General features: G+C 63.9%; 22 protein-coding genes. All 22 read right to left on the minus strand.

The features are described from left to right. Window positions 1-72: 72 nt before the first annotated feature. Window positions 73-1,401, minus strand: a complete 1,329-nt coding sequence (flhF, locus tag ACM62G_RS03310) for a flagellar biosynthesis protein FlhF (protein WP_054061320.1) — start codon at window positions 1,399-1,401, stop codon at window positions 73-75. A gap of 11 nt (window positions 1,402-1,412) precedes the next feature. Beyond that, a complete protein-coding gene (gene flhA / locus ACM62G_RS03315; RefSeq protein WP_273819357.1) occupies window positions 1,413-3,542 on the minus strand; it encodes a flagellar biosynthesis protein FlhA in 2,130 nt (709 codons plus the stop codon). 128 nt (window positions 3,543-3,670) lie between these two features. Beyond that, the gene (flhB, locus tag ACM62G_RS03320; RefSeq protein ID WP_416772364.1) at window positions 3,671-4,810 is read right to left on the minus strand and encodes a flagellar biosynthesis protein FlhB; all 1,140 of its coding nucleotides are present in this window, start codon (window positions 4,808-4,810) and stop codon (window positions 3,671-3,673) included. A gap of 2 nt (window positions 4,811-4,812) precedes the next feature. Continuing rightward, window positions 4,813-5,595 (minus strand): flagellar biosynthetic protein FliR, encoded by a 783-nt coding sequence (gene fliR / locus ACM62G_RS03325; protein ID WP_054061323.1) that lies wholly within the window; start codon window positions 5,593-5,595, stop codon window positions 4,813-4,815. A 1-nt stretch (window position 5,596) separates the two neighbouring features. After that, window positions 5,597-5,866, minus strand: coding sequence for a flagellar biosynthesis protein FliQ (gene fliQ / locus ACM62G_RS03330; protein WP_054061324.1), 270 nt, complete (start codon window positions 5,864-5,866; stop codon window positions 5,597-5,599). A 20-nt stretch (window positions 5,867-5,886) separates the two neighbouring features. Beyond that, window positions 5,887-6,639: a flagellar type III secretion system pore protein FliP gene (fliP, locus tag ACM62G_RS03335; protein ID WP_054064086.1), complete on the minus strand. Its 753-nt coding sequence runs from the start codon at window positions 6,637-6,639 to the stop codon at window positions 5,887-5,889. After that, on the minus strand, window positions 6,639-7,073 hold the full coding sequence (fliO, locus tag ACM62G_RS03340) for a flagellar biosynthetic protein FliO (protein ID WP_273819355.1): 435 nt from the start codon (window positions 7,071-7,073) through the stop codon (window positions 6,639-6,641). Before fliO ends, fliP begins: the two co-directional genes overlap by 1 nt. After that, window positions 7,074-7,532: a flagellar motor switch protein FliN gene (fliN, locus tag ACM62G_RS03345; protein ID WP_054061282.1), complete on the minus strand. Its 459-nt coding sequence runs from the start codon at window positions 7,530-7,532 to the stop codon at window positions 7,074-7,076. It abuts the gene before it with no gap. A gap of 54 nt (window positions 7,533-7,586) precedes the next feature. After that, the gene (gene fliM, locus ACM62G_RS03350) at window positions 7,587-8,555 is read right to left on the minus strand and encodes a flagellar motor switch protein FliM (RefSeq protein ID WP_054061283.1); all 969 of its coding nucleotides are present in this window, start codon (window positions 8,553-8,555) and stop codon (window positions 7,587-7,589) included. 9 nt (window positions 8,556-8,564) lie between these two features. Continuing rightward, window positions 8,565-9,077 (minus strand): flagellar basal body-associated protein FliL, encoded by a 513-nt coding sequence (gene fliL / locus ACM62G_RS03355; RefSeq protein WP_054061284.1) that lies wholly within the window; start codon window positions 9,075-9,077, stop codon window positions 8,565-8,567. Between the two features lie 202 nt (window positions 9,078-9,279). Then, on the minus strand, window positions 9,280-10,692 hold the full coding sequence (locus tag ACM62G_RS03360) for a flagellar hook-length control protein FliK (RefSeq protein WP_419736683.1): 1,413 nt from the start codon (window positions 10,690-10,692) through the stop codon (window positions 9,280-9,282). Between the two features lie 87 nt (window positions 10,693-10,779). Then, window positions 10,780-11,139 carry an Hpt domain-containing protein gene (locus ACM62G_RS03365; protein ID WP_081006041.1) on the minus strand — a complete coding sequence of 120 codons (360 nt, stop codon included), beginning with the start codon at window positions 11,137-11,139 and terminating at the stop codon, window positions 10,780-10,782. Between the two features lie 29 nt (window positions 11,140-11,168). Then, complete coding sequence (locus ACM62G_RS03370; protein ID WP_273819353.1) at window positions 11,169-12,875, minus strand: ATP-binding SpoIIE family protein phosphatase; 1,707 nt, start codon at window positions 12,873-12,875, stop codon at window positions 11,169-11,171. Window positions 12,876-12,880: 5 nt separating this feature from the next. Continuing rightward, entirely contained in the window at window positions 12,881-13,186 is a 306-nt protein-coding gene (locus ACM62G_RS03375; protein WP_054059747.1) for an STAS domain-containing protein, read from the minus strand. A gap of 134 nt (window positions 13,187-13,320) precedes the next feature. Beyond that, window positions 13,321-13,770 (minus strand): flagellar export protein FliJ, encoded by a 450-nt coding sequence (gene fliJ, locus ACM62G_RS03380; RefSeq protein WP_419736684.1) that lies wholly within the window; start codon window positions 13,768-13,770, stop codon window positions 13,321-13,323. Window positions 13,771-13,777: 7 nt separating this feature from the next. Then, on the minus strand, window positions 13,778-15,136 hold the full coding sequence (gene fliI / locus ACM62G_RS03385; protein ID WP_054059745.1) for a flagellar protein export ATPase FliI: 1,359 nt from the start codon (window positions 15,134-15,136) through the stop codon (window positions 13,778-13,780). Further along, window positions 15,126-15,908, minus strand: coding sequence for a flagellar assembly protein FliH (gene fliH, locus ACM62G_RS03390; protein ID WP_054059744.1), 783 nt, complete (start codon window positions 15,906-15,908; stop codon window positions 15,126-15,128). Before fliH ends, fliI begins: the two co-directional genes overlap by 11 nt. A gap of 10 nt (window positions 15,909-15,918) precedes the next feature. Beyond that, complete coding sequence (gene fliG / locus ACM62G_RS03395) at window positions 15,919-16,938, minus strand: flagellar motor switch protein FliG (RefSeq protein WP_017902256.1); 1,020 nt, start codon at window positions 16,936-16,938, stop codon at window positions 15,919-15,921. After that, window positions 16,931-18,712: a flagellar basal-body MS-ring/collar protein FliF gene (gene fliF / locus ACM62G_RS03400; protein WP_054064082.1), complete on the minus strand. Its 1,782-nt coding sequence runs from the start codon at window positions 18,710-18,712 to the stop codon at window positions 16,931-16,933. Before fliF ends, fliG begins: the two co-directional genes overlap by 8 nt. 15 nt (window positions 18,713-18,727) lie before the next feature. Continuing rightward, window positions 18,728-19,057, minus strand: coding sequence for a flagellar hook-basal body complex protein FliE (gene fliE, locus ACM62G_RS03405; RefSeq protein ID WP_054060745.1), 330 nt, complete (start codon window positions 19,055-19,057; stop codon window positions 18,728-18,730). A gap of 135 nt (window positions 19,058-19,192) precedes the next feature. Continuing rightward, window positions 19,193-20,593, minus strand: coding sequence for a sigma-54-dependent response regulator transcription factor FleR (gene fleR / locus ACM62G_RS03410; RefSeq protein WP_419736685.1), 1,401 nt, complete (start codon window positions 20,591-20,593; stop codon window positions 19,193-19,195). Between the two features lie 2 nt (window positions 20,594-20,595). Beyond that, a complete protein-coding gene (locus ACM62G_RS03415) occupies window positions 20,596-21,783 on the minus strand; it encodes a sensor histidine kinase (protein WP_419737482.1) in 1,188 nt (395 codons plus the stop codon).

Consider the following 21,783-nt stretch of genomic DNA (forward strand, 5'->3'; position numbering starts at 1 on the left):
GCGCGCTCCCGAGGGAGACTAATGCCTGGCAGACCATCGATGTAGATGCGTTGCAACGTCTTCATGGTTACCTCACCCCACTCGTTTGGAGGGGCTGTGGTAGATGTCAGCGAACATATCGGCCATGGCCTCTTCGCTGGGTTCTTCCTGCATCTGCACACTCACCGCACGGCTCACCAGCTGGTGACGGCGTGGCAGATGCAGATCGTCCGGGATCCGCGGGCCATCGGTCAGATAGGCCACCGGCAGTTCATGGCTGATGGCCAGGCTCAGCACTTCGCCGAGGCTTGCCGTCTCGTCCAGTTTGGTCAGGATGCAACCGGCCAGGCCACAGCGCTTGTAGCTATGGTAGGCGGCGGTGAGCACCTGCTTCTGGCTGGTGGTGGCCAGGACCAGATAGTTCTTCGCCTTGATCCCGCGACCGGCCAGGCTTTCCAGCTGCATGCGCAAGGCCGGGTCGCTGGCCTGCAGGCCGGCGGTGTCGATCAGCACCACGCGCTTGCGCAGCAGCGGATCGAGGGCCTGGGCCAGGGACTGGCCGGGGTCGACATGGGTCACGGAGACATTGAGAATCCGCCCCAGCGTCTTGAGCTGCTCCTGGGCGCCAATGCGGAAGCTGTCCATGCTTACCAGCGCGATATTCTGTGCGCCGTACTTGAGTACGTAGCGTGCGGCCAGCTTGGCCAGGGTCGTGGTCTTGCCCATGCCGGCCGGGCCGACCATGGCGATCACCCCGCCCTCTTCCAGCGGTTCGATCTCGGGCGTGACGATCATGCGTGCCAGGTGCGCCAGCAGCATGCGCCAGGCCTGGCGTGGGTCCTGGATGTCGGTGATCAGTGCCAGCAGGTCGCGCGACAGCGGCCCGGACAGGCCGATGCGCTGCAGGCGCCGCCACAGGTTGGCCTGCTCCGGCTGGCGCCCCTGCAACTGGTTCCAGGCCAGCGAGCCGAGCTGGACTTCCAGCAGTTCACGCAGGCCGTTGAGCTCCGAGCGCATCGACTCGAAAACCCGCTGGTCCACCGCCGGGGCCGCTGCAGCCGGGGCCGGAGCCGGACGGCGTGGCTCGTCGAAGGTCGGTTCGATCAGCGGTTCCGCCGCGGTCAGCGGCAGGCCGGCGAACAACTGGCGGTTGGTGCCTGCATCGCTTTCACCTTCGCTGCGCAGGCTCAGTTCGGCCTGGGCGGTGACGATCCGCGACTGGGTCTTGCGCAACTCGTCCTCGAGCTCCATGTTCGGAACCCGTGGGGCCAGGGCCGAGAGCTTGTAGTCGAGCGCAGCCGTCAGCTCGACACCGCCGGCGATCCGGCGGTTGCCGATGATGGCCGCGTCCGAGCCCAATTCGTCACGAACCAGCTTCATGGCCTGACGCATATCGGCGGCGAAAAAACGCTTAACTTGCATAACCCACTACCTCAGCCGTTGGGCCCTACTGTCGCAACGATGGTGACTTGCTTGTTGTCCGGAATTTCCTGGTAAGCCAGCACATGCAGGCTGGGTACCGCCAGGCGTCCGAACCGCGAAAGCATCGCGCGAACCGGACCGGCTACCAGCAGGATCACCGGCTGCCCCTGCATCTCTTGACGCTGGGCGGCCTCAATCAGTGAACGCTGAAGCTTTTCAGCCATGCTCGGTTCGAGCAGAACGCCCTCTTCCGAGCCTTGTCCGGCCTTCTGCAGACTATTGAGCAATATTTGTTCCAACCTGGGTTCCAAGGTGATCACAGGCAGCTCGGAGTCAAGCCCTACAATGCTTTGGACGATTGCGCGGGATAAACCGACACGCACGGCGGCAACCAAAGCGGCAGTATCTTGACTCTTGGAGGCATTGTTGGCGATCGCTTCGGCAATGGTGCGGATATCGCGCACCGGCACGTGTTCGGCGAGCAACGCCTGCAGCACCTTGAGCAGGTGCGACAGGGAAATGATCCCCGGCACCAGTTCCTCGGCCAGTTTCGGCGAGTTCTTGGCCAGCAGTTGCATGAGTTGCTGGACTTCCTCGTGACCGATCAGCTCGCTGGAGTGCTTGTACAGAATCTGGTTGAGGTGGGTCGCGACCACGGTACTGGCATCGACCACGGTGTAGCCCAGCGACTGTGCCTGGGCGCGCTGGCTGATCTCGATCCAGACCGCATCCAGCCCGAAGGCCGGGTCCTTGGCGGTAATCCCGTTGAGCGTGCCATAGACCTGCCCCGGGTTGATCGCCAGTTCGCGCTCGGGATAGATCTCGGCCTCGGCCAGGATCACCCCCATCAGGGTCAGGCGGTAGGCGCTGGGCGCCAGGTCGAGGTTGTCACGAATATGCACGGTGGGCATCAGAAAGCCCAGGTCCTGGGACAGCTTCTTGCGCACGCCCTTGATCCGCGCCAGCAACTGCCCGCCCTGGTTGCGATCCACCAGCGGAATCAGGCGGTAGCCCACTTCCAGGCCGATCATGTCGATCGGGGTCACGTCGTCCCAGCCCAGTTCCTTGGTTTCCATGGCGCGGGCCGGCGACGGCAGCAGTTCCTGCTGGCGCTGGACTTCGGCCAGGGCCTGGACCTTGGCGGCGTTCTGCTTTTTCCAGAGCAGGTAGGCCGCACCACCGGCCAGCAGCGCCAGGCTGAGGAAGGAGATGTGCGGCATGCCCGGCACCAGCCCCATGATCGCCATCAGCGCGGCGGCCACGGCCAGGGCCTTGGGCGAGGCGAACATCTGCCGGTTGATCTGCTTGCCCATGTCTTCCGAGCCGGAGGCACGGGTCACCATGATGGCCGCGGCTGTGGATAACAACAGTGATGGCAATTGCGCCACTAAACCGTCACCGATGGTCAGCAGGGCGTAGACCTTGCCGGCGTCGGCGAATGTCATGTTGTGCTGGAAGATGCCGACCGCCATGCCGCCGATCAGGTTGATGAACAGGATCAGCAGGCCGGCGATGGCGTCACCGCGGACGAATTTGCTGGCACCGTCCATCGAACCGTAGAACTCGGCCTCCTGGGCCACTTCCGCACGGCGCGCCTTGGCCTGGGCCTGGTCGATCAGACCGGCGTTGAGGTCGGCATCGATCGCCATCTGCTTGCCGGGCATCGCATCGAGGGTGAAACGCGCGCTCACCTCGGAAATCCGCCCGGCACCCTTGGTGACCACGACGAAGTTGATGATCATCAGGATCGCGAAGACCACGATACCGACCACGTAGTTACCGCCGATCACCACCTCACCGAAAGCCTGGATCACCTTGCCCGCAGCGGCATGGCCTTCCTGGCCATGGAGCATGACCACCCGGGTCGATGCCACGTTCAGCGCCAGGCGCAACAGCGTGGCGACCAGCAGGATGGTCGGGAACACCGCGAAATCCAGCGGCCGCAGCGCATACACGCAGACCAGCAGGACGACGATCGACAGGGCGATGTTGAAGGTGAAGAACACGTCCAGCAGGAAGGCCGGCACCGGCAACATCATCATCGCCAGCATGACCAACAGCAGCAGCGGCACACCCAGGTTGCCCCGACCGAGGCCGGCCAGGTTGCTGCGTGCAGTGTTGATGAGTTGAGTGCGATCCACCGGTATTCCTCGTCACCTTGAAGCAAACTTTTGACGCCTGCGGGCGTCGTGGAGCTGCTTCTGCAAGAAGCTCTCCAACTATGACGAAGACGTTGAAAATGCGGGGGAAAGCAAGACTTGCGGGCCCATCAGGAATCGCGGCGCAACTCCGGCGGAATCGGCAGGTCGTCCTTGAGCGGGTCCGGCCGGCGACCCTTGCCCGCGCGGAACTGGCGGATCTGGTAGACGTACGCCAGCACCTGCGCCACCGCCAGATACAGCCCCGCCGGAATCTCCTGCTCCAGCTCGGTGGAGTAGTAGATCGAACGGGCCAGGGCCGGTGATTCGAGCAGCATGATCTCGTGTTCGACAGCGATCTCGCGGATCTTCAGGGCAATGAAGTCGTTACCCTTGGCCAACAGGATCGGCGCCCCGCCCTTTTCCGAATCGTACTTGAGCGCGACCGCGTAGTGGGTCGGGTTGGTGATGACCACGTCGGCCTCGGGAATCGCCGCCATCATCCGACGCTGGGACATCTCCCGCTGCAACTGGCGAATCCGCTGCTTGACCTCGGGACGCCCTTCCTGATCCTTGTATTCGTCGCGCACTTCCTGCTTGGTCATCAGCAGCTTCTTGTGGCTTTCCCACAACTGCACCGGCACATCCACCGCAGCGATCAGCAGCAGGCCGAGGGACATCCACAAGGCACTCCAGCCGACCAGTTGCAGACTGTGGATAATCGCCATTTCCAGGGGCTCATGGGCTATCCGCACCAGATCGTCGATATCCGACGACAGCACCGCCAGCGCCACCAGCAGGACGATGAAGAATTTCGCCAGGGCCTTGAGCAGTTCCACCAGGGCCTTGGTCGAGAACATCCGCTTGAGACCGGCCAGCGGATTCATGCGGCTGAACTTGGGTGCCATGCTGCCGGCGGCGAACAACCAGCCACCCAGGGAAATCGGCCCGACGAAGGCGGCGATCAGCAGAGTCAGCAGCAGCGGCTGCACCGCCAGGATCGCCAGCTTGCCCGACTGCATGAGGAAGATCGCCATGTAGCGCTGGTCGAGCACCACCTCGCGCGACAGGGTGAAGTTCAAGCGCATCAGCTCGGCCATCTGCTGCGCCAGCGTACCGCCGAAGACCAGCAGCCCACCCGCCCCGGCCAGCATCACCGCGAGCGTATTGAGCTCCTTGGAGCGGGCGATCTCACCCTTTTCCCGGGAGTCCTTCTTGCGTTTCTCCGTGGGCTCTTCTGTCTTGTCCTGACCGCTCTCGCTCTCTGCCATGCTCAGCGCGCCCGTGCCAGTTCACGTAAAAACTGCAGGGCCTCGACGACCAGCGGTTGATACTGATTGAGAATATCCCCGAGGCTGACCCAGAGGATCAGCATCCCCAACGCCAGGGTCAACGGGAAGCCGATGGAGAAAATGTTCAGTTGCGGCGCGGCGCGGGTCATGATGCCGAAGGCGACGTTGACCACCAGCAGCGCGGTGATCGCCGGCAGTACCAGCATCAGCGCCGCGGCGAGTACCCAGCCGAGCTTGCCGACGATCGTCCAGAAATCCGTGGTCGCCAGGCCACTGCCCACCGGCAGGGTGGTGAAGCTCTCGGTCAGCACCTCGAACACCACCAGGTGACCGTTCATCCCGAGAAACATCAGGGTCACCAGCATGGTGAAGAACTGCCCGATTACCGCCGTCGAGACACCGTTGACCGGGTCGACCATGGAGGCGAAGCCCATGCCCATCTGGATCGCGACGATCTGTCCGGCCACCACGAAGGCCTGGAAGAACAGTTGCAGGGAGAAACCGAGCAAGGCGCCGATGATGATCTGCTCGGCGATCAGCATCAGCCCGCTGAGATCGAGCGGGTGGACTTCGGGCATCGGCGGCAGGCCGGGCGCGATCACCACGGTAATGGCCAGGATGAAATACATCCGGATCCGTCGCGAAACCAGGGTGGTACCGAAGATCGGCATGGTCATCAGCACCGCGCCGACCCGGAACAGCGGCAACATGAAGCTCGCGACCCAGGTGCTGATCTGCGCGTCGGTCAGCGCCAGCAGCGACATGTCAGCCGATGACCTGCGGGATGCTGCCATAGAGCGACTGGATGTACTCCATGAACTTCTGCACCAGCCACGGCCCGGCCACGATCAGGGTAATCAGCATCACCAGCAGGCGCGGCAGGAAACCCAGGGTCTGTTCGTTGATCTGCGTGGCGGCCTGGAACATCGCCACGATCAACCCGACGATCAGGCTCGGCACCACCAGCACCGAAACCATCAGCGTGGTCAGCCAGAGGGCATCACGGAAAATATCAATGGCTACTTCAGGCGTCATGGCGCGCTACCCGTAAATATCTAGACACCACCAAAACTGCTGGCCAGGGTACCGATGATCAGCGCCCAACCATCCACCAGCACGAACAGCATGATCTTGAACGGCAGGGAAATGATCAGCGGCGACAGCATCATCATCCCCATCGCCATCAGCACACTGGCAACCACCAGGTCGATGATCAGGAACGGGATGAAGATCATGAAACCGATCTGGAACGCGGTCTTCAGCTCGGAAGTGACGAAGGCCGGCACGATGATGGTCAGCGGCGCCTGGTCCGGCGAGGCGATGTCGGTCCGCTTGGACAGGCGCATGAACAGCTCCAGGTCACTGCTGCGGGTCTGCGCCAGCATGAAATCCTTGAGCGGCCCCTGAGCCTTGAGCACCGCATCCTGGGCCGTCATCTTCTCGGCGAGATAGGGCTGCAGGGCCTGCTGGTTGACCTTGTCGAACACCGGCGCCATGACGAACAGGGTCAGGAACAGCGCCATGCCGGTGAGGATCTGGTTCGACGGCGTCTGCTGCAGGCCCAGGGCCTGGCGCAGGATCGAGAAGACGATGATGATCCGGGTGAAGCTGGTCATCAGGATGACGAACGCCGGGATGAAGCTCAGCGCCGTCATGATCAGCAGGATCTGCAGGCTGACCGAGTATTCCTGCTGGCCGTTGGCGCCCGTGCCGACGGTGATCGCCGGGATCGACAACGGATCGGCAGCGAACGCCAGCGGCGCGGCCAGCACCAGCGCCAGTGTCAGGATGAAACGCAACGCAACCATCACTTCTTGTCCTTACCCAGCAATTCCATCAGGCGTTGGGCGAACTCCGGGGCCGCCGGCTCGCCATTGGGCACCTGGACCGGCTCCTTGAGCACGTGCAACGGGGTGATCGTACCCGGCGTCAGGCCGAGCAGGATCTGCTCCTTGCCGACCTGCACCAGCACCAGCCGGTCACGCGGCCCGAGCGCACGGGAGCCAACGACTTCGATCACCTGCCCCTTGCCCGCCGGCCCCGCCTGCTGCACGCGGCGCACCAGCCAGGCGAGGACGAAGATCACCGCCAGCACCAGCAGCAGGCCCAGCACCAGTTGCGTCAACTGCCCGGCCATCCCGCCACCGACCGTCGGCGCAGGGCCCGCTGTCGCCGTGGCCGCGGGCTCGGCGGCCAGCGCAGAGACCGGCAGCCACAGGAGTGCGCCGAGGAACCTGCTCATTCAGCGCAGCTTCTTGATGCGTTCGCTCGGGCTGATCACGTCGGTCAGACGGATACCGAACTTTTCGTTCACCACCACCACTTCACCGTGGGCGATCAGCGTACCGTTGACCAGCACGTCCAGCGGCTCACCGGCCAGGCGGTCGAGCTCGATCACCGAACCCTGGTTCAACTGCAGCAGGTTGCGGATGTTGATATCGGTGCTGCCGACTTCCATGGAAATCGACACCGGAATGTCCAGGATCACGTCCAGGTTCGGCCCATCGAGGGTGACCGGGTCCTGGCTCCTCGGCATGCTGCCGAACTCTTCCATCGGCAGGCGGTTGGAGCCCGGCGCGGTGGCCGCATCGGCCGCCAGCAGGGCGTCGATATCGGCCTGGCCGGATTCACCGGACTCTTCCAGGGCGGCCGCCCATTCGTCAGCCAGGGCCTGGTCGTTCATATCGTGTTCGTCAGCCATGAGTCATCCTCGGCGGGCAGAAATTCAGTTAACGGTACATGCCTGATCGGGCGCTCAACGGCGCTCGATCGGCGAAATCACTTGCAACGCCAGGTTGCCCTTGTGGGAACCGAGCTTGACCTTGAACGACGGCACGCCGTTGGCGCGCATGATCATGTCCTCGGGCAACTCCACCGGAATCACGTCCCCCGGCTGCATGTGCAGGATGTCCCGCAGGCGCAGCTGACGGCGGGCCACGGTGGCACTGAGCGGCACGGCCACATCCAGCACGTCTTCGCGCAGGGCCTTGACCCAGCGCTCGTCCTGGTCGTCGAGGTCCGACTGGAAGCCGGCGTCGAGCATTTCGCGCACTGGCTCGATCATCGAATACGGCATGGTCACGTGCAGGTCGCCGCCACCGCCGTCGAGTTCGATATGGAACGTGGACACCACCACCGCCTCGCTCGGGCCGACGATGTTGGCCATGGCCGGGTTCACTTCCGAGTTGATGTACTCGAAGTTGACTTCCATGATCGCCTGCCAGGCTTCCTTCAGATCGACGAAGGCCTGCTCCAGCACCATGCGCACCACCCGCAGTTCGGTCGGGGTGAACTCGCGGCCCTCGATCTTGGCGTGACGCCCGTCGCCGCCGAAGAAGTTGTCCACCAGCTTGAACACCAGCTTGGCGTCGAGGATGAACAGCGCAGTGCCGCGCAGCGGCTTGATCTTGACCAGGTTGAGACTGGTCGGCACGTACAGCGAGTGCACGTATTCGCCGAACTTCATCACCTGTACCCCGCCCACCGCCACGTCGGCGGAACGGCGCAGCATGTTGAACATGCTGATACGGGTATAGCGGGCGAAACGCTCGTTGATCATCTCCAGGGTCGGCATGCGTCCACGGACGATGCGATCCTGGCTGGTCAGGTCGTAACTTTTGACGCTGCCGGGGTCGGCAACGTTTTCGGTCTGTACCAGACCGTCGTCGACGCCATGCAAGAGGGCATCGATCTCATCCTGGGACAGCAGGTCCTGCACGGCCATGTCGTGATCCTACTGCAGTACGTAGTTAGTGAAGAGCAACTGTTCGACCACGACCTTGCCCACCTCTTTCTGGGCCACTTCCTGCACGCTGGCAGTGGCCTTCTGGCGCAGCAGTTCCTGACCGACCGGAGTCGCGAGGGTTTCGTAGGTCTGCCCGGAGAACAGCATGACCAGGTTGTTGCGGATCACCGGCATGTGCACTTTGAGGGCATCCAGATCAGCCTGGTTGCGCGCCAGCAGGGTGATGCTCACCTGCATGTAGCGCTGGCGGCCGGTGGCGTCCTTGAAGTTGGCAACGAAGGCTGGCGCCATCGGCTCGTAGATCGCCGGCTGCTTGCCGGCCGGGGCCGCCTCGGCATGCGCCTCCGGTGCGGGCTTGCTCTGGGCACTGTGCATGAAATACCAGGTCGCCCCCACGGACAGACCGATGGCCAGCAACAGCGCCACCACGATCACGATAATCAGCTTGAGTTTGCTTTTCCCGCCTGGTTCCTTTACCGCTGCTGCTTCGCTCTTCGCCATGCCAATAATCCGTCACTATTCGGTTTTTCACAGTCGCACGGCTAGGCAGGAGCAAGTGTTATGCCAGAGTTGGCGAAAGAAAGGACGAGAGCGGCACCGGGCGGCAAAGACGCCCGCCCGACCGCTTCCATGAAGGCGTGCAGCTCCCGGCAGGAGCCGGCGGTACGGCACCTGCAAGGACAAGGCGCTGAAAGGCGCGGCCTCAGGCGTAGTAGTCGACCGCGCTGGAGCCCACCACGACGCTGGTGCCGGCCGCCGCCGCTGCGTCACCGACCGCTGCGACGGACAGCTCATCATCGCCACCATCAACGCGGGTGCCACCGTTGTTGTTGCCCTTCTGGGCCTGCTGTTGCTGCTGTTGCGGGTCCTGCCCCTGGCCGGCCCAGCCACGCGCCTGGTCGGACACGCTGACATCGGTCTGGCCCAGGCCCTGCTGCTGGAGCATCTCGCGCAGACGGAACAGGTTGCCTTCCAGCGCATCACGAACACCGGCATGGCCGCTGATGAAATTGATCTGCGTGGTCTGATCGGCCGCCATGTTGACCTTGATGTCCAGCCGCCCGAGCTCCGCCGGCTCCAGCTGGATATCAGCGGACTTGAGGTTGGCACTCGACAGGTACATGACCCGGTTGACCACTTCCTCGGTCCAGCCGCTCTGGTGCATGGCCAATGGCTGGTTGACCGGCAGGGCATTGGCGGTCTTGGGTACCGCTGCCTGGGTCAAGGCCGCCAGGCGATTGGCGAAATCATCGACACGGGTGTCGCTGGAAGCGCTTTTCAGATCCTTCAGGCCATCTTCGATCAGGCCCTTGAAGGACTTCTCGCCGCCCTGTTCGGTGGTACCGGTGTCGGTTTTCTGATCCACCAGCATACCCAGGTTACCGGCCAGGTTCTGCGCCTGGGTCGGATCCTGGTCGCCGTTGCCGGCGGTCTTGGGGGTGGTCGATTGGCTGGCGGCCGACACGTGACCGCTCTGCTCCATCGCCAGGCGCACGACCGGCAGGTTGTCCAACGGATCGGCGTTCGGGTCGAAGTCGTCGATGCTCGACGGTGTCGTGGCAGCCTGCGCCGGCGCTGCGGTCACAGCCGCCGCCAGCGGCGCCTCCACCACCGGTTGAGGCTGCACCGGCGCGGGCGGCGTTTGAGCAGCCGGCGGCGTGACGACGGCCTGGATCAACGCCGGATCGACAACCGGATCCACCGGAGCGGCATCCGCCACCGCAGCGCTGCCACTGGTGTCCTTGCCGCTGTCGTCGGTGCTCGCCTGGTCATCACTGCCAGCCTGAGCGGTATCGCTGCCGGTGGCGGTCTTGTCATCGGTCTTGCTGGCAGGCAAGGAATTGCCGCTATCGGCAACCGCCGGCTTTGCCGCATCGTCCTGCTTGCTGGCGATCGCGTCCTTTTTTGCCGGTACCGCGGCACTGCTGTCCCGAGTCGACTTGACCACGCTATCGGCTACTTTGGCCGGTTTGCTCTGGGTGTCCTTGTAGACCTGGGCAAAGCTGGACCCGTTGTCCTTGGGCTGCGCAGCCGGAGTCGGCTGGCTGCTCGCGAGGTCCACCTTGGACTTGGCCGCAGCGTTGGCCTGGAGAAAAGGATTGGGAGCGAGGGGCATAACACAGTCTCCGCTGCACAGGGATCGTGAATTCGATGCAGTGAGTGCAAGCAAGGTTCGGGCCAGCTTACCCGGCAACCGCGCGAACTACTGTTTGACCGGGAATCGCTCGCGCTCGCGCGCATACAAGTAACGCACCTGCTCGTACTCGCGATCGATCTGCCCGAGCAGAGCTTCGACCTCCGGCAACGGCAGCTGCGCCGCCTGCTCTTCCAACTGCCGGCAAAGGTCGGCCAGATGGAACGCGCCCATATTGCTGCTGCTGCCCTTGAAACTGTGGGCAACCAGGCCCAGCTCGGTCGGGTTGTCAGCCTGATGCAACTGGCCCAGGCGCTTTTCCGAATCGTCAAGGAAGGTGTCCAGCAGCACCGGATACTCGTCCTCCATGACTTCCTGCAATGCGCTGAGCACATCGTAGTCGAGGTGTTCTTCCTGATTGACGCTCACTGATTCGCTCCCTGATCAACACCCGTGAATTATGCCTGAGGCCCCCACGAAAACTCCACGTGGGCACACCGGCCACCCTTCGACCAGCGGGCGCTGTGGCCCAGTTGCCGGACCAGCCCAACCCCACGCCCCGACAACCGTTCAACCTCCGGCGGGCGCTCCATGACCCGTTCGAAGTCGAAACCGGCACCACTGTCCTCGACCTCGATGGACAGTCGTCCACCCGCTCCCTCCGGACTCACCCGCAGACTGACGCGGACAAACCCCTCGCTCAGGTCGAGCAGACGCTGGTTGCGCTGTTCATAGTATTGCGCAAAGCCGCGCACATCGCGCTTGAGGTTGGAGTCCAGGCCCAGCACACCATGCTCCAGGGCATTGGAATACAGCTCGGCGAGCACGCTGTACAACGCACCGCTGAGGGCACGCAGGCCATGCACCTCCATCAGCAGTTGCAACAGATAGGGTAATGGGTTGAAGCGCCGCAGCGTCGCGGCGCGGAACTCGAAGTTGACCGACCAGTCCAGCGGACAGGACTCGCCGCTGTCGGAATAGACCACCGCCGTCGGCAACTGCACGCCGATCTCGGGCAGGCCGATTTCGACCAGGCTGATATCGTCGCGGGCCACGCCACCGAACTGCCTGAGCGCCTCCTGCACCTCCTCGAACAGCCGATCCGGATCCCGGTTGCGCTCGAATACCTGGTGCAGGCGCTCCACACCGAACAATTGCTCATCGCCGTTGCAGGTATCGATGACACCGTCCGACAGCAGGATGATCCGGTCCCCCCGGGCCATGGGATAAACCTCGGTGCGGTCGTCGAAGGCCTTGGCCCCCAGCACCCCCAGCGGCAGGTGTCGGGCCTCCAGCGGGCGCCGTTCGCCCGAGGCGACATCGTGCAGATAGCCGTCGGGCATGCCGCCGTTCCACACTTCGACCGCCCGTCGCTGCGGGCTCAGGCGCAGAAAGGTGGCGCAGCAGAACATGTCCACCGGCAGGATGCGCTTGAGCTTGGCGTTCATCTCCCGCAGGGTTTCCGCCGGCCCATAACCCTTGGCGGTCATGCCATAGAAGACTTCCGCCAGCGGCATCGCGCCGACGGCGGCCGGCAGGCCATGGCCGGTGAAATCGCCGAGCAGGACGTGCATGTCGCCACCCGGCGTGTAGGCCGCCAGCAACAGGTCGCCATTGAACAACGCGTAGGGCGATTGCAGGTAACGGATATTCGGCGCCCGCAGGCAGCCGGAGTGGGCGACCTTGTCGAACACCGCCTTGGCGACCCGCTGCTCGTTGAGCAGGTAGTCATGGTGCCGGGCGATCAGGTCGCGCTGCTGCAACACGGTCGCCTGCAGCCGGCGCAGGCGGTCCATTGCCTTGATCTTGGCGGCCAGGATGATCTGGTTGTAGGGTTTTGCCAGAAAGTCGTCACCGCCCGCCTCCAGACAACGAGCCAGTGCGCTGCTTTCGGTCAGGGAGGTGAGAAAGATGATCGGCACCAGCGACTCGCCGGCCAGCCGCTTGATCCGACGCGCGGCCTCGAAGCCATCCATCACCGGCATCAGGGCGTCCATCAGCACCAGTTGCGGCCGCTGCGCCTGGAACACCTCGACGGCCTCGGCGCCATCGCTGGCGGTGAGCACCGTATGCCCCTGACGTCGCACGATGTTCGACAGCAACAACCGGTCCGCCGCACCATCCTCGGCAATCAGTACCGTCAGCGGCTCCTCGTCGGACTGCATGATCGTCAGGCGATGTCGAAGAGCTTGTCGAAATTGGAGATGGCGAGGATCTTGCGCACGTCCGAGTTGCTGTTGATCACACGGATATCGGCGCTGTCGCCGCCCGCATGATCACGCAACAGGAGCAGCATCCCCAGGGCCGAACTGTCGAGGTAGGTGGCATCCTTCAGATCGACGACCACCGAGTCGGGTTTGGTGTCCACCCGCTCGTAGGAATCGCGAAATTCCTGATGCTTGCCGAAATCGAAGCGCCCCTTGATGGAGATCGTCAATTTCCTGCCGTTGTCACTTACTGCAGACTCTACAGCCATGATCCAGCTTCCTTGTCAGTGGCAATGTGTACAAGGTTTAGCACCCCGCTGACGGCAGGGCAACCAAGACCGTCAAAATACCTGCGGTTGACCTGCGACCCCGCCTGGAATGTGGGGTTCAGGGTGCCTCACGCTCAGTAGGCGTCATGGCGCGGCAGGCGCTGGGACAGTTCGTCCAGCAGTTTCTGCTCGCGCTTGTCCTCCAGCATCCGCGCCTCTTCGATATAACGCTGGACCAGCTTGCGCAGGCCTTCGACACGGGCATAGGCTTCCTGCCAGGTCACCCGGCCCTTGTCGAGGTTGTTCTGATGCCAGGCCAGGCTCTGGCGCTGCTGGGCCACCGCGGTGTCCAGCTGGCTGAGAAACTGCTGGTAGCCCAGCAGCCACTGGCTGGACACACCGTGCCGGCCACGCTCGATCCACTGCTCCTGATACTGCAGGCGAAATCCCTCGAGGTCAGCCAGCTTGTTCTGCGCCAGTTGCACCTGCCCCTGGAAATACCCCAGGCGCTGGGCAGCCGTGCGCTCCTTGCTCTCGGCCATCTCCACCACCGGCGCCAGGCGCGCGGCACGACTCCGGGCCATGACCGGATCAGCCGCCCGGCGCCGGGGCGAAGATCGTCGACAGGTGTGCGTCGCTCTCGCCGAGGCTGACGTTGTCGTTGAGGCCCTGGCGCAGGTACTGGACCATCGACGGCTGCAGCGAGATCGCCGTGTCGGTCTCGCGGTCACCGCCGGCCACATAGGCACCGACGCTGATCAGGTCGCGGGCCTGTTGATAACGCGACCAGAGCTGCTTGAAGTATTGCGCACGCTTCATGTGTTCGGGACTGACCACCGCCGGCATCACCCGGCTGATGGAGGCCTCGATGTCGATGGCCGGATAATGCCCCTCTTCGGCCAGACGCCGCGACAGCACGATATGCCCGTCGAGCACACCCCGCGCCGAGTCGGCGATCGGGTCCTGCTGGTCGTCGCCTTCCGACAGCACGGTGTAAAACGCGGTGATCGAACCGCCACCCGCCTCGGCATTACCGGCCCGCTCCACCAGTTTCGGCAACTTGGCGAACACCGAAGGCGGATAACCCTTGGTCGCCGGCGGCTCGCCGATGGCCAGGGCGATTTCCCGCTGGGCCTGGGCGAAACGCGTCAGCGAATCCATCAGCAGCAGGACATTCCTGCCCTTGTCGCGGAAATACTCGGCGATCCGCGTGCAGTACATCGCCGCACGCAGGCGCATCAGTGGCGCATCGTCGGCAGGGGACGCGACCACCACCGAACGCTTGAGGCCTTCCTCACCGAGGATGTGCTCGATGAACTCCTTCACCTCGCGACCCCGCTCGCCGATCAGCCCCACCACAATGATGTCGGCCTCGGTGAAGCGGGTCATCATGCCCAGCAGCACACTCTTGCCGACGCCGGTACCGGCGAACAGCCCGAGACGCTGGCCACGACCCACCGTCAATAGTCCGTTGATGCAACGAATGCCCACGTCCAGCGGCTGGTGGATGGGGTCACGATTGAGCGGGTTGATGGTCGGGCCGTCCAGCGGCACCCAGTCCTCGGCCTTCATCCCGCCCTTGCCGTCCAGCGCCCGCCCGGCACCGTCCAGGACCCGCCCGAGCATGCCCATGCCCATCGGCAGGCGGCCGGTATCGGCCAGCGGCACGACCCGGGCCCCCGGCGCGATACCGGCGACGCTGCCCACCGGCATCAGGAATACCTTGTTGCCGGAAAAGCCCATGACCTCGGCTTCGACCTGCACCGGATGGTAGCTGTCGTCGTTGATGACCACGCAGCGCGCACCCATGGCCGCGCGCAAGCCCTCGGCTTCGAGGGTGAGGCCGACCATGCGCAACAGGCGCCCTTCGAGAATCGGTTGCCCCGGCAGGTTGATCGCATCGGCGTAAGTGCTCAAGCGCTTGCCGAAGCTGGTCCGTTCAAGACGCATCGGCGGGTTCCGGAGTGCCGAGCGGCACGTGGAATTCACCCAGGTCGACCTCGAGGTCAGGCTGGGCCGGATGCAGCGACTGTTCGTGCATCTGATCGAACAGTTGCGCGATCGCCTGTTCGATCCGCGTTTCGACGCTGGCATCGATCCGGCTATGCTCGGTCTCGACCCGGCAACCGCCCGGCAGCAGCGCCTCATCCTCGACGATGCGCCAGGACGCCTCGTGACGTTCGCGCAAGGCCTTGACCTGCTCGAAGTCCTGCGGATTGATGTACAGCCGCACGTTGTCGACTTCCAGCGGCAACAGTTTCAGCGCTTCGCGCAGCACATGCTCGATCTGGCTGGAATCGCTCTTGAGTTCGCGCTGGATGACCTGCCGGGTGATATGCCCGACCAGCCCCACCAGGGCTTTCTCGATCTGCTGATCCTGCTCGGCGATGGGCTGGAACAGGTTACTCATCAGCCGCTCGAGGTTGGCCAGCTTGACGCCCAGGGCCACCTCGGCCTCCTGGCGGACCTTGATCTGGGTGCTGTGAAAGCCTTCACGCTCACCCACCGCGAAGCCTTCGTTGTAGGCTTCCTGGCGAATGGTCTCGAGTTCCTCGAGGGTCAGCGGCTGGACTTCCTCCAGCGGCACCTCCTCGATCTCGGCCTGCGGCTCTTCCTCAGGTTCCGGCTCGGGCTCTTCGACATGCGGGTCGAAACTGGGCAGCGACCACAGGTCGAAGCCGCTGACGTCTCGCGCGCGGATCAGATCGGTTGGATCAGTCATGGCTTGATCCTTAGATCATCTCTTCGCCGCCCTTGCCGCCGAGCACGATTTCTCCGGCTTCGGCCATACGGCGGGCGATGGTGAGGATTTCCTTCTGCGCGGTTTCCACGTCGCTGACGCGGACCGGGCCCTTGGCCTCGAGGTCGTCGCGCAGCAGTTCCGCCGCACGCTTGGACATGTTCTTGAAGATCTTTTCCTTGACGTTCTCGTCGGAGCCCTTGAGCGCCAGCACCAGCACGTCCGAGGAGACCTCGCGCAGCAGCGCCTGGATGCCGCGGTCGTCGACGTCGGACAGGTTGTTGAAGACGAACATGAGGTCTTCGATCTGGGTCGACAGATCCTCGTCCACTTCGCGGATCGAATCCATGAGCTGGCCTTCGATCGAGCTGTCGAGGAAGTTCATGATGTCCGCGGCACGCTTGATACCGCCCAGGGTGGTACGGGCCGCGTTGGAGTTGCCGGAGAACTGTTTCTCGAGGATCTGGTTGAGTTCCTTCAGGGCCGCCGGCTGCACGGTGTTCAGCGAGGAAACCCGCAGGATGATGTCCAGACGCACCTTGTGGTCGAAGTTGTTCAACACTTCGCCGGCCTGGTCCGGGTCGAGGTAGGCCACCACGATCGCCTGGATCTGTGGGTGCTCGTAGCGAATGACGTCGGCCACGGCGCGCGGCTCCATCCACTTGAGGCTGTCCAGGCCGCTGGTGTTGCCACCGAGCAGGATGCGGTCGATCAGGCCGTTGGCCTTGTCCTCACCCAGGGCCTGGGTCAGCATCTTGCGCACGTAGTCGTCGGAACCGACGCCCAGGCTGGTCTGGTCGCCGACGATGTCGACGAACTCGCTCATGACCTGCTCGACCTGCTCGCGATGCACGTTGCGCATCTGCGCCATGGCCACGCCGACACGCTGGACCTCCTTGGGCCCCATGTGACGCAATACCTGTGCAGCATCGGCCGACCCCAGCGACAGCAGCAAAATCGCGGCTTTATCGACCCGGGTCAACTTCTGGGTGACGGCGGCGTTATTACTCATCGGCGTTAATCCACTCTTTGACGACCTGTGCCACACGGCCCGGATCTTCGGCTACCAGACTCTTGATGGCGTTCAACTGCGCGTCATAACCTTCGCTCGGGCTTGGCAGCAGGATGCTCTGAGGACCGCCGAGGCTCACGCGGTCGTTGGCCAGCTCGCCATCCAGGCCGCCCATGCCACCGAGCTCGACGTCGCCGAGACCGGCCAGTTGCTTGCTCTTGCCACCATTGGTGATGTTGTTCAGCACCGGACGCAGCACACCGAACACCAGGACCAGGATAAACAGCACGCCCAGCACCTGTTTGACCACATCCCAGAACCAGGGTTGCGAGTAGAACGGAATATCGGCGATCACTTCCCCGCGCTCGGCGGAGAACGGCACGTTGATCACACTCACGCTGTCGCCGCGGCTGGCGTCGAAACCGACGGCATCCTGCACCAGGCGGGTGAAGCGCGCCAATTCGTCGGCGCTCCACGGATTGCGGGTGGTTTCGCCGTTGGCCGGGTTGACCTTGACCTGGTCGTCGACCACCACCGCCACCGACAGACGGGTCAGACGACCCTGCTGCTGCTTGGTATGGCTGATGGAACGATCCAGCTCGAAGTTCTTGGTGGATTGTTGACGCTTGTCCGACGGATACGGCGCCAGCATCGGCTGGCCCGTGGCCGGGTCCATGATCTGCTGCCCGTTGGCATCGAGCAGTGGCTGGCCAGGCTGCACCGCGCCGGCCGAGGCGGTGGCGCCACCGGTGGTCTGCGGTGCCGAGGCCGGTGCCGGCGGCTGGTTGCTCAAGGCACCGGGCACGCCCTGCGGGCCGTTGCTGGCGGTGCGCTGTTCGCTGGTCGACTGTTCGCTGCGCAGCGCCGGCTGGTCCGGGTTGAACTGCTCGGAAGTCGACTCGACCGCGCTGAAATCGACATCAGCCGACACCTCGGCCTTGTAGCGATCGTTGCCGAGGATCGGTTGCAGGATGTTGTGCACCCGCTGGGTCAGCATGCTTTCCATGCGACGGCTGTAGTCGAACTGCTTGCCGGCCATGGTCAGTTCGGAGTTCTGTACCTGGTCGGAGAGCAGGTTGCCCTTCTGGTCGACCACGGTGATCTGCGACTTGTTCAGTTCGGGGACGCTGGTTGCCACCAGGTTGATGATCGCCACCACCTGGCCCGGCTCCAGGGAACGGCCAGGGTACAACTCGACCAGTACCGAGGCGCTTGGCTTGCGTTCGTCACGGACGAACACCGAGCTCTTCGGAATCGCCAGGTGCACACGGGCCGCCTTGACGTTGTTCAGGCTGGAGATGGTCCGCGCCAGTTCGCCTTCGAGGCCGCGCCGGTAACGGGTCGCCTCCATGAACTGGCTGGTCCCCAGCCCCTGGTCCTTGTCGAGGATTTCGAAGCCGATAGTGCCATCGGTCGGCGTGACACCGGCGGCCGCCAGCTTCAGGCGGGCGCGGGACACGTCCTCGGCCTTGACCAGCAGCGCGCCGGAATTAGGTTCAACGGTGTAGGGGATGTCCGCCGCCGCCAGGGTTTCGGTGACCTGCTTGGCATCCATCCCGGCCAGGCTGCCGTAAAGCGGCCGATAGTCAGGTTGCTGGGACCACAACACCACGGCAAAACCAATCGCCACGCTGGCAGCCAGGCCGACCATCAGGCCGACCTGACGCAGCATGGTCATCTCGGAAAGGTTTTCCAGAAAGGACAAACCGAACAGCGGCTTGCTCTCTGTCGCGCCGGCCTTGGCCGGTACGTTATCGGCGACTGCTTCTGCCATGACTCAATCTCGCCCTTAAACCGGCATCTGCATGATGTCTTGATACGCCTGCACCAGCTTGTTGCGGACCTGGGTCAGGGCCTGGAACGAGACGCTGGCCTTTTGCGAGGCAATCATCACGTCCGTCAGGTCGACGCCGCTCTTGCCGATTTCGAAGGCATTGGCCAACTGGCTCGAAGCCTGCTGGGTATCGTTGACCTTGTTGACGGCCTGGCCGAGCAGATCGGCAAAGCTGCTGCCGGCGACTTCTGGCGCGGCCACAGCCGACTTCGGCTGAGCCATGGCATCCATTTGCATGGCGCGCATGTCCAACATCAACCGATTAAATTCAATACCCTGGCTCATGAACTACTCTCTCCGGCAACCTGCAATTTTTTGACACTCGTGCAGCGGTTAGTGGAGGTGTTAGCAACAAGGGTGCCATCTCCTTATCGCCTCCGAATAAAAACCGATACACGACCGTATAACGGGTGAAGCGACTCAAGTGGCGAACAGATAGGCTTCCACATCCATGCCGGCATCGCGCATCTGCGCCAATTTGTAGCGCAGCGTACGCGGACTGATACCCAGCCGCTCGGCCGCCTCCTTGCGACGCCCGCGCTCGGCGCGCAGGGTGTCGATGATCATCTGGAACTCGCGTCGACGCAGGTCGTCGCCCAGCGCCCCGGCGGATTCCGCCACCGCCATTTCGCTGGCGTCCACCTCTACCGATGGTGCCCGCGCCGTCGGCAATGGCGCACAGCCGATCGGCCCGGCCAGGCAGAAGTCCTCGGCCTGGATCACACCGCCCTGTTGCAGAATCAACGCTCGCTGGATCGCATTGTCGAGTTCGCGAACATTGCCCGGCCAGGCATAGCCAACCAGACAGGCCTGGGCCCCAGGCGACAATCTGACGGCGGCATGTTTCATTTTCGCGCTGTGCTTGGCCAACAGGCGCTCGGCCAATGGCAGGATATCGGCAGTCCGCTCGCGCAGTGGACGCCAGGCCAACGGAAAAACCGACAGACGGTAATAGAGATCCTCGCGGAACCGCCCTGCCGCCACCTCGGCCGCCAGATCACGGTTGGTGGTGGCCACCACCCGGATATCTAGGGCAATCGGCTTGCGTGCACCGACCCGCTCGACCTCACGCTCCTGCAACACCCTCAGCAGCTTGGCCTGCAACCCCAGGGGCATCTCGGAAATCTCGTCGAGCAGGAGGGTGCCACCGTCGGCCTGTTCGAACTTGCCCGCCTGGGCCGCGATCGCGCCGGTAAAGGAACCCTTCTCATGACCAAACAGCGTAGCTTCGAGCATGTTGTCCGGGATGGCCGCGCAGTTGATCGCGACAAACGGTTGCCCCGCCCGCTGGGATTGCTGGTGGATGAAACGCGCCAGCACTTCCTTGCCGGTCCCCGACTCGCCGGAAATCAGCACCGTCGAATCGCTGCGGGCCACCCGCGCAGCCAGCTCCAGCAACTGCGCACTGGCCGGCTCGGCGGCGACCGGACCCTCGCTCTCCGCCGTACCGGACAACCCCAGCGCATGACGCTCCACCAACTCCAGCAGCGCCCTGGGCTCGAACGGCTTGACCAGATAGTCGGCGGCGCCCTGACGCATCGCTTCCACGGCGCGTTCGACCGCACCATGAGCCGTCATCAGCAGCACCGGCAGCAATGGCTGGCGGGCCCGCAGCAGGCCGAGCAACTGGTGCCCATCCATGCCCGGCATGTTCACGTCGCTGACCACCAGGCTGAACGACTCCTGCGCCACGGCCTGCAACGCCTCCTCGGCGCAGGCCACCGCGCGAAAGTCATGCCCGGCCAGCAGCAAGGTGTCCGCCAGCGCCTCGCGCAGCGCCCGATCATCCTCGACCAACAGAACCCTGATCCGTGCCGCCATCACTATGCCTCCGTGGCGCCGGGAATCAGCGGCAGGCACAACATCGCGCAGGTGCCACGCCCCGGACGTGAACGTAATTGCATGTCGCCCTGGTGCGCCCGGGCGACAGCCTTGACCACCGCCAGGCCGAGGCCGGTACCGGTGGTCTTGGTGGTGAAGAAAGGTTCGCCGAGGCGCGCCAGCACCTGCGGCTCGATCCCGCTGCCGTTGTCGCTGATGCTCAGGCGCAGGGTATTGCCCCGGCTGTACAGGTGCACCTTGAGGCGCACATCGGCACCACTGGCCTGCATGGCGTTTTCGATCAGGTTGAGCAGTGCGCCGACCAGGGTGTCGCGATTGCACAGCAACTCGCCGTCGTGACTGTCGCACTGCCAACGGATCGCCACACCCTGCACATGGGTCTGCGCCGCCGCCTGCAGGGTCTGCAGCAAGGTCGCGGGCGTCAGACGGTCGGTCAGCGGCAGTTCACCGCGGGCGAACACCAGCATGTCGCGCACCTGATGCTCAAGCTCATGCAGGCGCTCCTTCAGACGCCCGGCGAAACGCTGCTGGGTTTCCACCGGCAAGGCCTGTTCATTGAGATGGCTGGCGTACAGCAACGCCGCCGACAGCGGCGTGCGAATCTGGTGAGCCAGGGAGGCGACCATCCGCCCGAGGGAAGACAGACGCTCGTGACGAGCCAGTTGATCCTGGAGACGACGGGTTTCAGTCAGGTCATTGAGCAGCACCAACTGCCCCGGCTCGCCTTCCAGCGACCGCGTGGCGATCGACAGGCGGCGACCATCCTTGAGCGAGATCTCATGACCGTCGTCCTCGCGCGGCGCGAAGCAGCGGGCGATCACCTGGCGCCACAGCTCGCCTTCCAGCGGCTCGCCAAGCAAATCGCGGGCCGCCGGATTGGCCTCGCAGACGAAACCATGGGAATCGATGACGATGACGCCACCGGGCAGCAGGTCCAGAAGGTTCTGCAGACGGTTGGCCAAGCGCTCCTTTTCCGCCAGCTCAGCCATACGCTGGGCGCTGACCACGGCCAGTTCACCCTTGAGTTCGGTGACCCGCGCCTCGAGCATGCTGTAGGAATCGGTGAGTTGCGTAGACATCTGGTTGAACAGCGCAAACGCCTGCTCAAGGCCCAGCCGGCTTGCCTGCTCTACGGAAGGTTGCCCCGCGACATCGGGGACAGGAGGCAT

The organism is Pseudomonas sp. COR18 (genome assembly GCF_048568395.1).
Lineage (GTDB): Bacteria > Pseudomonadota > Gammaproteobacteria > Pseudomonadales > Pseudomonadaceae > Aquipseudomonas > Aquipseudomonas fuscovaginae_B.

Coding starts and splice junctions, on each gene's coding strand:
- flhF (WP_054061320.1), bottom strand. CDS start 1,401: ATGCAAGTTAAGCGTTTTTTCGCCGCCGATATGCGTCAGGCCATGAAG.
- flhB (WP_416772364.1), bottom strand. CDS start 4,810: ATGGCAGAGAGCGAGAGCGGTCAGGACAAGACAGAAGAGCCCACGGAG.
- fliR (WP_054061323.1), bottom strand. CDS start 5,595: ATGTCGCTGCTGGCGCTGACCGACGCGCAGATCAGCACCTGGGTCGCG.
- fliQ (WP_054061324.1), bottom strand. CDS start 5,866: ATGACGCCTGAAGTAGCCATTGATATTTTCCGTGATGCCCTCTGGCTG.
- fliP (WP_054064086.1), bottom strand. CDS start 6,639: ATGGTTGCGTTGCGTTTCATCCTGACACTGGCGCTGGTGCTGGCCGCG.
- fliO (WP_273819355.1), bottom strand. CDS start 7,073: ATGAGCAGGTTCCTCGGCGCACTCCTGTGGCTGCCGGTCTCTGCGCTG.
- fliN (WP_054061282.1), bottom strand. CDS start 7,532: ATGGCTGACGAACACGATATGAACGACCAGGCCCTGGCTGACGAATGG.
- fliM (WP_054061283.1), bottom strand. CDS start 8,555: ATGGCCGTGCAGGACCTGCTGTCCCAGGATGAGATCGATGCCCTCTTG.
- fliL (WP_054061284.1), bottom strand. CDS start 9,077: ATGGCGAAGAGCGAAGCAGCAGCGGTAAAGGAACCAGGCGGGAAAAGC.
- ACM62G_RS03360 (WP_419736683.1), bottom strand. CDS start 10,692: ATGCCCCTCGCTCCCAATCCTTTTCTCCAGGCCAACGCTGCGGCCAAG.
- ACM62G_RS03370 (WP_273819353.1), bottom strand. CDS start 12,875: ATGCAGTCCGACGAGGAGCCGCTGACGGTACTGATTGCCGAGGATGGT.
- ACM62G_RS03375 (WP_054059747.1), bottom strand. CDS start 13,186: ATGGCTGTAGAGTCTGCAGTAAGTGACAACGGCAGGAAATTGACGATC.
- fliJ (WP_419736684.1), bottom strand. CDS start 13,770: ATGGCCCGGAGTCGTGCCGCGCGCCTGGCGCCGGTGGTGGAGATGGCC.
- fliI (WP_054059745.1), bottom strand. CDS start 15,136: ATGCGTCTTGAACGGACCAGCTTCGGCAAGCGCTTGAGCACTTACGCC.
- fliH (WP_054059744.1), bottom strand. CDS start 15,908: ATGACTGATCCAACCGATCTGATCCGCGCGCGAGACGTCAGCGGCTTC.
- fliG (WP_017902256.1), bottom strand. CDS start 16,938: ATGAGTAATAACGCCGCCGTCACCCAGAAGTTGACCCGGGTCGATAAA.
- fliF (WP_054064082.1), bottom strand. CDS start 18,712: ATGGCAGAAGCAGTCGCCGATAACGTACCGGCCAAGGCCGGCGCGACA.
- fliE (WP_054060745.1), bottom strand. CDS start 19,057: ATGAGCCAGGGTATTGAATTTAATCGGTTGATGTTGGACATGCGCGCC.
- fleR (WP_419736685.1), bottom strand. CDS start 20,593: ATGGCGGCACGGATCAGGGTTCTGTTGGTCGAGGATGATCGGGCGCTG.
- ACM62G_RS03415 (WP_419737482.1), bottom strand. CDS start 21,783: ATGCCTCCTGTCCCCGATGTCGCGGGGCAACCTTCCGTAGAGCAGGCA.